At 63.5% G+C, this 12132-nt stretch carries 10 protein-coding genes; 7 read left to right on the forward strand and 3 right to left on the reverse strand.

Annotated features, from left to right (window positions below; all coding sequences use genetic code 11):
- Positions 1-51: 51 nt before the first annotated feature.
- The 3 genes from dnaA to recF all read left to right on the forward strand — a co-directional run bounded on the left by dnaA (position 52) and on the right by recF (position 3937).
- A complete protein-coding gene (gene dnaA / locus J2R99_RS08460) occupies positions 52-1497 on the forward strand; it encodes a chromosomal replication initiator protein DnaA (protein WP_307153983.1) in 1446 nt (481 codons plus the stop codon).
- A 174-nt stretch (positions 1498-1671) separates the two neighbouring features.
- Complete coding sequence (gene dnaN / locus J2R99_RS08465) at positions 1672-2787, forward strand: DNA polymerase III subunit beta (protein ID WP_307153984.1); 1116 nt, start codon at positions 1672-1674, stop codon at positions 2785-2787.
- Between the two features lie 4 nt (positions 2788-2791).
- Positions 2792-3937, forward strand: a complete 1146-nt coding sequence (recF, locus tag J2R99_RS08470; protein WP_307153985.1) for a DNA replication/repair protein RecF — start codon at positions 2792-2794, stop codon at positions 3935-3937.
- A gap of 20 nt (positions 3938-3957) precedes the next feature.
- Here recF and J2R99_RS08475 read toward each other — a convergent pair whose 3' ends face one another.
- Complete coding sequence (locus tag J2R99_RS08475) at positions 3958-5178, reverse strand: MFS transporter (RefSeq protein ID WP_307153986.1); 1221 nt, start codon at positions 5176-5178, stop codon at positions 3958-3960.
- Between the two features lie 92 nt (positions 5179-5270).
- On the opposite strand from J2R99_RS08475, the gene J2R99_RS08480 reads away from it, so the two are divergent.
- Together J2R99_RS08480 and gyrB are read left to right on the forward strand one after the other, a co-directional pair.
- Positions 5271-5909, forward strand: coding sequence for a TetR/AcrR family transcriptional regulator (locus tag J2R99_RS08480; protein WP_307153987.1), 639 nt, complete (start codon positions 5271-5273; stop codon positions 5907-5909).
- A gap of 115 nt (positions 5910-6024) precedes the next feature.
- Entirely contained in the window at positions 6025-8460 is a 2436-nt protein-coding gene (gyrB, locus tag J2R99_RS08485) for a DNA topoisomerase (ATP-hydrolyzing) subunit B (protein WP_307153988.1), read from the forward strand.
- A gap of 64 nt (positions 8461-8524) precedes the next feature.
- Here gyrB and J2R99_RS08490 read toward each other — a convergent pair whose 3' ends face one another.
- The gene (locus J2R99_RS08490; RefSeq protein WP_307153989.1) at positions 8525-9385 is read right to left on the reverse strand and encodes an SUMF1/EgtB/PvdO family nonheme iron enzyme; all 861 of its coding nucleotides are present in this window, start codon (positions 9383-9385) and stop codon (positions 8525-8527) included.
- Between the two features lie 101 nt (positions 9386-9486).
- On the reverse strand, positions 9487-10611 hold the full coding sequence (gene nirK, locus J2R99_RS08495; protein WP_307153990.1) for a copper-containing nitrite reductase: 1125 nt from the start codon (positions 10609-10611) through the stop codon (positions 9487-9489).
- 320 nt (positions 10612-10931) lie between these two features.
- On the opposite strand from nirK, the gene J2R99_RS08500 reads away from it, so the two are divergent.
- Both J2R99_RS08500 and J2R99_RS08505 read left to right on the forward strand, forming a co-directional pair.
- Positions 10932-11747: an APH(3')-I family aminoglycoside O-phosphotransferase gene (locus J2R99_RS08500; RefSeq protein ID WP_307153991.1), complete on the forward strand. Its 816-nt coding sequence runs from the start codon at positions 10932-10934 to the stop codon at positions 11745-11747.
- A 134-nt stretch (positions 11748-11881) separates the two neighbouring features.
- Entirely contained in the window at positions 11882-12124 is a 243-nt protein-coding gene (locus J2R99_RS08505; RefSeq protein ID WP_307153992.1) for a DUF2249 domain-containing protein, read from the forward strand.
- Positions 12125-12132 lie beyond the last annotated feature (8 nt).

The following is a 12132-nucleotide window of genomic DNA, read 5'->3' on the forward strand; positions in this document are numbered from 1 at the left end:
GAGGTGAAAGGCTTGGCGCGTCAGCGCCCGGCGCAAGGAGGACGAGGCAGTATGTCTGCAGAGGCGGCGAAAATCATGAAGGAGCAGGACGTGGCGGAGACAGACGTCGAGCGGCGTGACTGGGACGAAGCCTGGGCGCGCGTCAAAAAGCGGCTCCGGACGGAGCTCGGTGACGATGTCTTTACGTCATGGTTTGCGCGCATCGAATGCGACGGGGTTGCGGCGGGTGTCGTCAGCCTTTCGGCGCCGACCCTGTTTTTGAAGGGATGGATCAAGAGTCATTACAGTGACCGCCTGGTGGCGCTCTGGAACGCCGAATATGGCGATGTGCGTCGGGTGGATATCCTCAAGCGCAGCCCTCTCAAATTCCCTGCGCAAGTCAAGGTCGTGCATTCTGAACCGACGCCGGCCCTGCCTCAGGCCGCGCAAGACGAAGCGGAAGACCGCTTTGCCGGTTCGCCTCTCGATGGTCGGTTGACCTTCACCAGCTTCTGCGAAGGCGCTTCCAACGAGGTTGCGTTCCGCGCGGCCCGGGCCGTGGCCACGGCGCCTGACGGTGCGCCCCCCCTCTACAATCCTCTCTACATCCATGCCGGTGTCGGCATCGGTAAGACGCATCTGTTGCAGGCGATCGCGCATGAGACGCGCAAGCTGCATCCGCAGCGCCGGGTGATGTATCTGACGGTGGAGCGTTTCACCTTCCAGTTCGTCGCCGCCCTTCGCGACAAGGCCGCGCTCGACTTCAAGGAAAAGTTGCGTTCGATCGACATCCTCCTGATCGACGACATGCAGTTCCTGACCGGCCGCAGCGTGCAGCAGGAATTCTGCCACATGCTGAACGCGCTTCTCGACAGCTCCAAGCAGGTCGTCGTTGCGGCCGATCGGGCGCCGGGCGAGCTCGACGGGATCGACGAGCGCGTGCGCTCGCGCCTCAAGGGCGGCGTGGTCGTGGGCATGGCGCGCCCCGATACGGCGATGCGCCGCAAGATCCTCGACCTTCGTCTGGCGGCGGCCTGCGAACGCGATCCCAAGATCCATGTGCCTGACAATGTGCTCGATTTCATCGCCCGCATGGTGGTGAGCAACGGGCGCGATCTCGACGGCGCCTTGAACCGGCTGATTTGTCGCGCCCAGTTCTCCGACCAGCCGATCTCGGTCGACGCCTGCGAACTGGCGATCGCCGATCTCATCGGAGACCGCGAGCCGAAGCGTATCCGCATCGAAGACATCCAGAAGATCGTCGCCCGCCATTACAATGTGAGCCGGCAGGATCTCGTCTCCGCGCGGCGCACCCGCACCGTTGTGAGGCCCCGGCAGATCGCCATGTATCTCGCCAAGACCATGACGCCGCGCTCGTTTCCGGAAATCGGCAAGCGATTCGGCGGGCGCGACCACACGACGGTCCTGCACGCCGTGCGCAAGATCGAGGGACTTGTCGGCGCCGATCAGAAGCTCTCCGACGAGATCGAGCTCCTGCGTCGACTGTTGCAGGATTAAGTCCTCTTCCGCCGGCGGTTTTTTCTGCCGCCGGCGCCCCTCTTCGTGGTTCTTCCGCGCAAGCGGCCACGCGCACTTGCTTTTGTCAGTGAGGCGCGCCAATTTGACCGCCCGCCGCTGCGATGCACCCGTATCCGCAGGGGCTTCGGGCCCTCCAATTCCTGGAATGCCGGTATGAAAGTTGCGATCGAAAGGGCTGCCTTCCTGAAAGCCCTGACCCCCGTCCATCGCGTCGTCGAACGGCGCAACACCATTCCGATCCTGTCGAATGTGCTGTTGCGCGTGGTCGAGGGCGGCGTGCTCTTGAAAGCCACCGACCTCGATCTGGAGGTGTCCAATCGGATGCCCGCCATGGTCGAGCAGCCGGGGGCCGCCACCGTGCCGGCGCATATGCTCTACGACATCGTGCGCAAGGCGCCGGAAGGCTCAGAGATCTCTCTGACGACCGGCGACGGGGGCACCATGAAATTGATGGCGGGGCGTGCCCGCTTTGAATTGCAGATGCTGCCGGATACCGATTTCCCGGATCTCGATCCGGGCGAGCTTCCGGTGCGCTTCGTGCTGACGGCGAGCGAGTTGCGACGCCTCATCGAACGCACGCAGTTTGCGATCTCCACGGAAGAGACCCGCTACTACCTGAACGGCATCTTCTTCCACGTCGCAGGCGAGGGGCCGGAGCGGCGGCTGCGTGCCGTGGCGACCGACGGGCACCGCCTCGCCAAGGCGGAAATGACCGCGCCCGAAGGCAGCGACGAGATGCCGGGCATTATCATTCCGCGCAAGACGATCGGCGAGATGCAGCGGCTTCTGGAGGATGGCGACACCAATGTGTCGCTTGAACTCTCCGACACCAAGATCCGTTTGAGCGCCGGCTCGATCGTGCTGACTTCGAAACTGATCGACGGAACTTTTCCGGATTACGAGCGGGTCATCCCGTCCGGGAACGACAAGGAGATGGTCGTTTCCAAGGATGTCTTCAAAAATGCCGTCGACCGGGTCTCGACCATTTCCTCCGATCGCGGCCGGGCGGTGAAGCTGGCGCTTTCCGAAGGGCGTCTGGTTCTGACCGTCAACAACCCGGATTCCGGCAGCGCCACCGACGAGATCGATGTCGATTACGATGCCGAGCCTTTGGAGATCGGCTTCAATTCTCGCTACCTCCTCGACATCGCCGACCAGCTGACGACGGGCGAAGCACGTTTCGAACTCGCCGATCCCGGATCGCCGACGCTCATTTGCGACAAAGAGGGCGGCGACGCGCTCTATGTGCTGATGCCGATGCGCGTGTGAGGTCATGATCGCGGCACCTGCGGCTTTGCAGCAGGTCACGCTCGCTTCTGTGAAGCTGACGGACTTTCGCAATTACAAGGCGGTCGCGTGCGACCTCCGGCCGGGTCTCGTCGTCCTCACCGGCCGCAACGGCTCCGGCAAGACCAACCTTCTGGAAGCCGTGTCCTTCCTGTCGCCCGGCCGCGGCCTGCGGCGCGCAAAACTCGGCTCAGTTGCCCGCACGCACGGTGCCGGGGGCTGGGCGGTTGCGGCGGATATCGCCGCCGGCGAAGAGCTTAGACGCGTCGGCACCGGGCTTCGCTCCGCGGAAGAGGCAAGCCGCGAGGTGCGCGTCGACGGGGCGACGGCACCCTCTTCGGAAGCCTTGTCGGATTATTGCCGGGTTTTATGGCTGACGCCGGCAATGGATGGGCTGTTCACAGGTGCGCCCGGCGACCGCCGGCGGTTTCTCGACCGGCTGACCCTTGCCATCGATCCGGGGCACGGTGCGCGGGTGCGCGCCTTCGACCGGCTCGTCTCAAGTCGCAATCGTCTGCTCGAGGACGATGCCGGGCCGCGCTGGCTTTCGGCCGTTGAAGCCGAGCTTGCGGAGGCGGCGCTTGCCGTATCGCTTGCCCGCCAGGAAACGGTGTCGCTCCTGGCCGGGCTGATCGCCTCGCATGACGAAACCTCCGCCTTTCCGTCCGCCGGGCTCGCGCTCCAAGGCGATTTCGAGGAGGGGCTCGTGGGAGGACGTTCGGCAAGCGAGGCCGAAGAGGCATACCGGGCCGCGCTTGCCTCCGAGAGAGGGCGCGACCGGGCTGCCAAGAGAACCCTGTCCGGGCCGCATCGCTCCGATCTCGCCGTCACGTTTGCCGCCAAGAACGCGCCGGCGGCACTTTCCTCCACCGGGGAACAGAAGGCGTTGCTTCTTGCCATCATCCTGGCGGAGGCGGAGCTCGTTGCCCGCGTTGCCGGAATGACGCCCATCCTCCTCCTCGACGAGGTCGCCGCCCATCTCGACGAGGGACGGCGGGCGGCGCTTCTTGCGCGGCTCGAGGCGCTCGGCGGGCAGAGTTTTCTCACCGGCACCGACAAGGCGCTGTTTTCCGCCGTCAGCGACAGCGGCCAGTTCATCGAGGTTGTCGAAGGGCAGCTCTCGCAGACCTAGAGCCAGTCTCCCAGGCTGGATCAGACACGGCAGGTGCAGACCTTTGCTGCAGCGGCGCGGTTGTGGCGGGCAAGCGTCAAGATCAGGCCGGTGACGACGAGCACGATGAGCGCTCCCCCGTAGAGGTTGGCGACGGCAAGAAGGTCGAGGCGTCGCACCATGTATCCGGCAAGGATCGCGGGTACGCTGTTGGCCAGATAGCTCTCAATGTAGAAGGCCGCCATCAGGCCCGCCCTTTCGTGCGGTGCGGCCAGGGGCACGACGCTGCGCATGGCGCCCAGAAAAGCAGCGCCGAAACCGAGACCGCCAATGACCGAGCCGACAAACAGGAGGCCTCCGATCCGCAGATCGGCCCCGACCAAGGTGACGGAGACGCCGAGGATCAGGGCGCATGCGCCGCTCACAAGCGCCGTCAAAGGTGCATGTTGGCGCAGACCGAGAATGGCCAGGCCGCCACTCATCGTCAGGGCCGCGACGCTGAGGCCTCCGAGCCAGACCGACTGCGAGGCCGTGACCTCTGCGATGAGGGAGGGCATCAGCGACAGGTAGAAACCCCCGAGCGCCCAGACCGCGACATTGATCGGGGTGACCGCGAGGAGCTCTGCCCATGCGCTTTGGGGTACGAAGATCCGCGGCCGCAGCGACGCGAGAGCCCCGTGCCGTCGCCGCGCCGTCTCGGGCGCCCGCCATGTCAGGACGAGCTGCAGGCATAATGCCACCAGAAATACGACGAAGACGAGGTGCAAGGGCGCCGGGGCGGTTTCGACCAGGGCTGTGGTGCCGAGTGCTCCCAAACCCATGCCGAGCATCGGGGAAATGCTATTGATCAGAGCACCGCGCCGGTGGTCGAGATCGATCAGAGCCGCTGCCAGCGTCGAGGTGGCGAGGCCGGTCGCCGCTCCCTGCACAAGACGGGCTGCAAGCAGCCAGCCGGGCGATGTCGCGATCAGGAACAGCGTGATCGCGGCGACTTCGAGCAGCAATGCCAGGCTGAGGACCGGACGACGTCCGAGATAGTCGGACAAGGATCCCGCGACGATGAGGCTTGTCAGCAAGGCAAAGGCGTAGACGCCGAAAATCAAGGTGAGCGTGCCCGGTGAGAACCCCCAGGCGGTCTGGTAAAGCCGATAGAGCGGGGTCAGGGCGCTTGATGCCGCGAGGAAAACCACCGTCGTTGCGGTATGAATCGAAAGCGCGGCCGTCGCCGACGGCATTTCAGGCAGGGCAGATTCGTTTGACATGCGGTGACCTGTGAGACAAAAGCGAAAAATGTGCTTTTGTGATATCCGATACCTTCGCTTAAGGCAAATAATTTGCGTTAGTGGCGATCAGAATGGCGCGTGAGGAAGAGCCGGTCACCGGCGTCCGTAAGGGGCCTCGACCCGGAGGACGGAGCGCACGCGTGCAGGCTGCGGTCCATCAGGCCGTGCGGGACATTCAACGAGAGGCAAGTCGGGAGGAGCTGACGGTGCCAGCGATTGCCGCTCGTGCCGGGGTGACGCCATCGACGATCTACCGGCGCTGGGGAGATCTTTCGCAGCTTCTCTCCGACGTCGCGTTGGAGCGCCTTCGTCCCGACGGCGCTCCGGCGGACACAGGCTCGTTTCGCGGCGACATGGAAGCATGGCTTGCCCAATATATCGACGAGATGTCGTCAGCTTTTGGTCGCTCCGTGCTGCGGGATCTCGTCGGCGGCCAGACATCGGCCAATGCGGGGGAATGTGCCTGCGCTTTGCGTGAGCAGTTCGACGCGATCTGTGCCAGGGCGGAGTTGCGCGGTGAGAACCCGCCCGACAGCGAGGCGCTGATGGACCACGTCTTCGCGCCGCTGGTGTATCGCCTGCTTTTTGCCGGCGAGGATGTGACCTTCGGCTTTGCGCAGGGGCTGCTGGAGCGACTCCTTCCCAGGGGAGGGGCGCGTCACGGCCGCAAGGACGGCTCTTCGCCGGGCATGTCGGCCCGTGTTTCGTAAGTAATTCTCAACATCAGGCGTGGACGCCAAAAAACATGGCCGCCGCCTTCATTGGCGTTGCCACAATCCCCATCTATAAGGGGAAACCCCATCTCTCTAGCCGATTCGAAAGCTTATGACGGACACACCCGAGACGCCACGCATTAGCCTCCCCTCAGATTACGGGGCGGGCTCCATCAAGGTCCTGAAGGGCCTCGATGCCGTGCGCAAGCGACCCGGCATGTATATCGGCGATACCGATGACGGTTCGGGCCTCCACCATATGGTCTACGAGGTCGTCGACAACGCCATCGACGAGGCGCTTGCGGGCTGGGCCTCCGAAGTCTCGGTCACGCTCAATTCCGATGGCTCCGTCACGGTGATGGACAATGGCCGCGGCATTCCGACGGATCTGCATCCGGAAGAGGGCGTGTCTGCTGCCGAAGTGATCATGACGCAGCTTCATGCCGGCGGAAAGTTCGACCAGAATTCCTACAAGGTTTCGGGCGGTCTGCACGGTGTGGGCGTCTCCGTCGTCAATGCGCTTTCCTCCTGGCTCAAGCTCAAGATCTGGCGCGACGGCAAAATCAACGAGATGCGCTTCGTGCACGGTGTGGCCGAGCAGCCGCTCGCCGTGATCGGTGATGCGGGCGATATGACAGGCACTGAAGTCACCTTCATGCCGTCCACCGAAACCTTCACGATGACGGAGTTCGATTACGACACGCTGGAGCGCCGTCTGCGGGAACTCGCTTTCCTGAATTCTGGCGTCAAGATCCGCCTGACCGATCGCCGGCATGCCGATGTGCGTGAAGAGATCCTGGAATATGAAGGCGGTCTTGAAGCCTTCGTGCGCTATGTCGACCGGTCGAAGAAGCCGCTGATGCCGGCACCGATCGCGGTCTATCATGAGCGCGACGGCATCACCGTCGAGGCGGCTTTGTGGTGGAACGACAGCTATCACGAGACGGTGCTTCTCTTCACCAACAACATTCCGCAGCGTGACGGCGGCACCCATCTCGCCGGCTTCCGAGGCGCGCTGACGCGGCAGGTTTCGGCCTATGCGGAGAGCTCCGGCATCGTGAAGCGCGAGAAGGTGTCCCTGACCGGCGACGATTGTCGTGAAGGACTTTCCTGCGTTCTGTCAGTGAAGGTGCCGGATCCGAAATTTTCCTCGCAGACCAAGGACAAGCTGGTCTCCTCCGAAGTGCGCCCCGTGGTGGAATCGGTCATCAACGAGGCGCTCTCCACCTGGTTCGAGGAGCATCCGGCGGAAGCCAAGATCGTCGTCAGCAAGGTGGTCGAAGCCGCGGCTGCGCGTGAGGCGGCCAGAAAGGCGCGCGATCTCACTCGCCGCAAAGGCGCGCTCGACATTTCCTCGCTGCCCGGCAAGCTCAAGGATTGTTCGGAGCGCGATCCGTCCAAATCGGAAATCTTCATCGTCGAGGGCGATTCGGCCGGCGGGTCGGCGCAGATGGGCCGCGATCGTGGCTATCAGGCCGTTCTGCCGCTTCGAGGCAAGATCCTCAACGTGGAGCGCGCGCGCTTCGACAAGATGCTCTCCTCCGATCAGATCGGCACCTTGATCACGGCGCTCGGCACCGGCATCGGCAAGGAAGAATTCAACCCCGACAAGCTGCGCTACCACACCATCGTCATCATGACGGATGCCGATGTCGACGGCGCGCATATTCGCACGCTGCTTCTCACCTTCTTCTATCGGCAGATGCGTGAGCTTATCGATCGCGGGCATATCTTCATCGCGCAGCCGCCGCTCTACAAGGTGACCCGCAACCGGTCCGAGCAATATCTGAAGGACGAGCGGGCGCTCGAGGATTACCTGATCCGCGGTGGCCTGGAAGAAACGGTTCTGACGCTGGCGCATGGCGAAGAGCGGGCGCTCGAGGATCTGCGCGCCATCATCGACGAGGCGCGGGGCCTGCGCACCGCACTCGACCGGCTGCACTCGCGCTACAATCGTGCCGTTGTGGAGCAGGCGGCGCTTGCCGGCGCGCTCGATGCAGAGCGCATGGCGGTGCCAGCGGAGGCATTGCAGATCGCCGCCAAGACGGCGCAGCGTCTCGACCGCATGGCCGACGAGACGGAGAAGGGCTGGCAGGGTGAGATCCGCGACGGCGGCGTGCTCTTGCAACGCACCTTGCGTGGCGTGACCGAGGTCGTGCGCCTCGATTCCGGGCTCATCGGCTCGGCCGATGCGAAATCGATCAACCATCATGCCCAGTCGATGATGTCCGTCTTTGATGAGCCGGCACGGCTGCGGCGCAAAGAGATCGACAGCACGGTGTTCGGACCGATGCAGCTTCTGGAGGGCGTCTTCGCCGTTGGGCGCAAGGGCATCACACTGCAGCGCTACAAAGGGCTCGGCGAAATGAACCCGGACCAGCTTTGGGAGACGACGCTCGATCCAGACAGCCGCTCGCTCCTGCAGGTTACGGTCAAAGATGCCGACGCAGCCGAGATGATCTTCTCAGGACTGATGGGCGACGATGTCGAACCGCGTCGCGAGTTCATCCAGACGAACGCGCTGCAGGTTGCGAATCTCGACGTCTGAGGCCCAGCCAGAGCGTCTGGAGCGTCCCGGTATTCTCCCGCGGTAGGGTCTTCCTGCCGCGTGCTCAGAAGCCGAAAATCCGGCCGATCCGCGCGAAGAAGCCTGTTTCCTCGCGCACCAGCCGGATGCCGAGATTGGCGGGCGGAATGCCGACCGAGCAGGCGCCGGCCGACGGGTTGCGCACGAAGCTCGTCAGATAGGCCCGGTGCTCGCCCTCGGCGATGCGTACGCCGCAGCTTTCATGGGTGCTCGCAACGCCCGTTTCGTCGAGCCGGTGGCGTGTGAAACAGGTCGACGTCCATTCCCAGATATTGCCTGAGACATCCAAGAGGCCGATCTCGTTTTCGCCGAAGCTGCCGATGGGGCGCGGTTCGGCTTCGACCTTGCGGGCGCGCGCGGCCTCCGCGTCATAGCTTGCAAGCCAGCGTTCTGCGGGATTGTCCGAATTGGTCGTGACGCCGAGGCCGTCATCCTGAAAGCGCGAGCCCGCCGCGATCGCCCATTCCTCGTCCGTCGGCAGACGGTAAGCCTCGCCGGTGGTCTCGGACAGATACGCGGCATAGGCAATTGCATCGTCGTAGCTGACGCCGACGAGGGGGAGCGCCGCTTCTCCCGCCTCGTCCAGCACCCGGCAGGCGCCCGCGGAGACACAAGCGGAATATTCGCCGCGCGTCACCTGCCGTTTCATGATGAAGAAAGCGCGCTCTGGCCTGATCTTTGTCAGAGGTGGATCGATCGGATGCCCGTCGCGCAGAAACTCCCCGGAGGGCCGATAGGCGACTTCCTGGTTCTCTATACGCACGAAGACGGTGTCATTCTGCAGCCCATCTGCGGCGAAGGCGGGCTCTGCGAGAGCGGCGCCGGAAAGAGCGAGGAGGAGCGCGCCTGAGGCAATGGCGTCGCGAAGCGTCTTATCGAGCTGCATCGTCCCCTCCTCGCATTTTGTGAGGGTATGCGGCCCGCCGGGGGGCGTGGCGGGCCGCTTCGCCGGTCGATCGGTCGGCGGGAAGGTTCGTCGTCAAGTCTTCAGGCGGGGATCGGACCGGGGGCACTCACCTGCATCATCAGGTCGTTGTCCCAGTCGCCTTCCACCTTCACATGGCCGGTGGCACCAAGCTCTGCCGCCTCGATCAGGTTGTGGTTGACGTAGGCGTAGATGCCGGGTTGGCGGAAGGTGTAGACGGCCGCCGCCGCGCTGCCGCCGCGCACGAACCAGGTTTCCTGGTCCTTCTGCGGAGCATTGGCGAACTTGCCGTTCTCCCACACCCAGTCGCCATGACCGCCGATGAGATGCGGGCGGCTGTCGCGGTTGGCGCAGGAATGGATGAAGAGCACCGTCTCGCCGACCTTTGCCGTCATGGCATTCTCGCCGGTCAGCGCACCGACCTTGCCGTTGAAGACGACATGAGTCGGGATGAGGCCGCGCATCACGTCGAGCGTGTCGGAATAGGATTCGCCGGGGCCGTCATAGGTCTTGTAGTTCCCGTCCTCGTCCCGCGGGATGTAGAGGTCGAACTCGCCGATCGTGTAGATGCGGTCGTAATGCAGCGGCTTGCCGTCGCCGTCCTTGAGGCCGTCGCGCGGCAGAACCAGAACCGCACCGCTCATGCCGGAGACGACGTGCCAGGGCACCATGCCGGTCGGTGCGCAATGGTAGATGAAGACGCCGGGGCGGAAGGCCTTGAAGCGCAGCACCGTCTGCTCGCCCGGATTGATGAGGGTGAGGCCGCCGCCGCCGAGCGCGCCCGTGGAGGCATGGAAGTCGATGTTGTGCGGCATCGTGTTGGTTTCCGGATTGACCAGGGTCAGCTCCAGATAATCGCCCTCATGCACCACCATCGTCGGTCCGGGCATGGAGCCTTCATAGGTCATGGCCTGGAATTCTGTGCCTTGGTCGTCGACCACGACTTTCTTTTCCTGCACCGTCATCTTGAATTCGACGATCTTGGGTCCGCCCTTGGCGACCTGGTCATGCGCCATGACATGCGGCGGCGTGACGAGCTTGCCTTTCACGCGCGGCAGATCTCCAACCTTGGTCGCAGGGGTGAGGCCATCGGATGCCTTCTCGGTGGCACGGGCAGGAGCGCTCGCCAGAAAGGCGGCTGTGGCGGCACTGGCGGCACCCATCAATGCGGAGCGGCGGGTGATCATCGATCTCGTCCTTTTTCTCGATCTCGTTCGATGACAGGAATGAACACCCGATCGCGGAAAGCTTTTTTGCGGAAAAGCAAAGAACCGAACATTCGGACACTTGGAGTGGTGCGACATTCTGTCAGTAACGGGGGATAAGCCGACTGCGACATTCTGTCAAAATCGCGTTGGAATCCGCTGATTATTGGCCTCGCCGCGCTGCGGTGGTGCGAGGAGATCCGGCAAGGCGGCTTCGGGCGCGTCGTCCTGTCCTGCGAGGTTCGCAGCAAAGGCCGCATTCCGGACCTATGGAAGCACCTCCTTGCAGAGGGGCTTTATGGATGAGCGATGCGGATCGAGAAGAGGCGTGTGAACAAGTTCCGGTGCCCGCCCAGATGTCTGTCGACCTGGCGGGGTACCGGTGGATGCGCGACAGGGTCGGTCAGTCGGGCGGTTCGGTCTTTCGACTGCATGGCAAACCGAACGGTCCGGACGCGTTTCTGAAGCACGGCGAAGGTGCCCTTGCGGATGATCTGAGCGATGAAATGGTGAGATTGCGCTGGCTCGCCGGATACATATCGGTGCCGGCCCTCATCAGCTTCACGCGGACATCCGACGCGGCATGGCTTGTGACGACGGCTCTCCCCGGGAAGACGGCCTATCAGGTGTTGGAGGCCGATCCCACGGCACGCCTCGCCATTGTCGACGCGCTGGCGGCGTTCTTGCGCCGGCTGCATGCGATCCCGGTGTGCGCCTGCCCCTTCACGAGCGATCACGTTTACAGCCTCGCCCGTGCGCGAGAGCGCCTCGAGACGGGCCTTGTCGATGTCGACGATTTCGATGACGAGCGGAAGGGCTGGACGGCCGAGCAGGTGTGGAAGGAGATGCATCGTCTGTTGCCGCTTACGCCGGATGCGGTCGTCACGCATGGCGATTTTTCCCTCGACAATCTCCTGGTCTTCGAGGGTGAGGTGACGGGCTGTATCGACGTGGGAAAGGCCGGCGTTGCGGATCGATACCAGGACCTTGCCATCATCTGGAACTGTCTTGGTGAGTTCGACAGTTCGCTTCAGGAGAGGTTTCTCCAGCAATATGGCGTCACCGAGGTCGATTGGCGAAGGCTGCAATTCCACCTCATGCTGGATGAGTTTTTCTAGGCCAGAGAGACGGCGACAGCCGGCTGCGTCCCATTGCAGACGCGAACTCGCGCCATTTGTTTGTGGTGGCGCAACGAGCGAGAGCGCTTGCCACTCTAGCGTTCAGGCGTGTTCGACACGTGGAGGATGAAGGCATGACCGTTTCTGCCGCCGAGGACCGGCTCGTCGATTTGCGCGAGGTCACAAAACCAATGCGCCGGGTGGCTTTCTTTGCCGCCTTCGATGAGCTTGAGACGGGCGAGGCCCTTCTCATCGTCAACGATCATGATCCGATGGGTCTGTTCCAATATCTGCAAATCGCCATCCCGGGTGACTTCACCTGGGATTATGTCATGCGCGGCCCGGATGAATGGCGTGTCAGGATCAGCCGGATCTGAGGCTCGCG

The organism is Rhodopseudomonas julia (assembly GCF_030813515.1).
Taxonomy (GTDB): domain Bacteria; phylum Pseudomonadota; class Alphaproteobacteria; order Rhizobiales; family Afifellaceae; genus Afifella; species Afifella julia.

Bases quoted from the DNA above. Each gene is read 5' to 3' on its own strand.
- dnaA (WP_307153983.1), top strand. From the start codon at position 52: ATGTCTGCAGAGGCGGCGAAAATCATGAAGGAGCAGGACGTGGCGGAG.
- dnaN (WP_307153984.1), top strand. From the start codon at position 1,672: ATGAAAGTTGCGATCGAAAGGGCTGCCTTCCTGAAAGCCCTGACCCCC.
- recF (WP_307153985.1), top strand. From the start codon at position 2,792: ATGATCGCGGCACCTGCGGCTTTGCAGCAGGTCACGCTCGCTTCTGTG.
- J2R99_RS08475 (WP_307153986.1), bottom strand. From the start codon at position 5,178: ATGTCAAACGAATCTGCCCTGCCTGAAATGCCGTCGGCGACGGCCGCG.
- J2R99_RS08480 (WP_307153987.1), top strand. From the start codon at position 5,271: ATGGCGCGTGAGGAAGAGCCGGTCACCGGCGTCCGTAAGGGGCCTCGA.
- gyrB (WP_307153988.1), top strand. From the start codon at position 6,025: ATGACGGACACACCCGAGACGCCACGCATTAGCCTCCCCTCAGATTAC.
- J2R99_RS08490 (WP_307153989.1), bottom strand. From the start codon at position 9,385: ATGCAGCTCGATAAGACGCTTCGCGACGCCATTGCCTCAGGCGCGCTC.
- nirK (WP_307153990.1), bottom strand. From the start codon at position 10,611: ATGATCACCCGCCGCTCCGCATTGATGGGTGCCGCCAGTGCCGCCACA.
- J2R99_RS08500 (WP_307153991.1), top strand. From the start codon at position 10,932: ATGAGCGATGCGGATCGAGAAGAGGCGTGTGAACAAGTTCCGGTGCCC.
- J2R99_RS08505 (WP_307153992.1), top strand. From the start codon at position 11,882: ATGACCGTTTCTGCCGCCGAGGACCGGCTCGTCGATTTGCGCGAGGTC.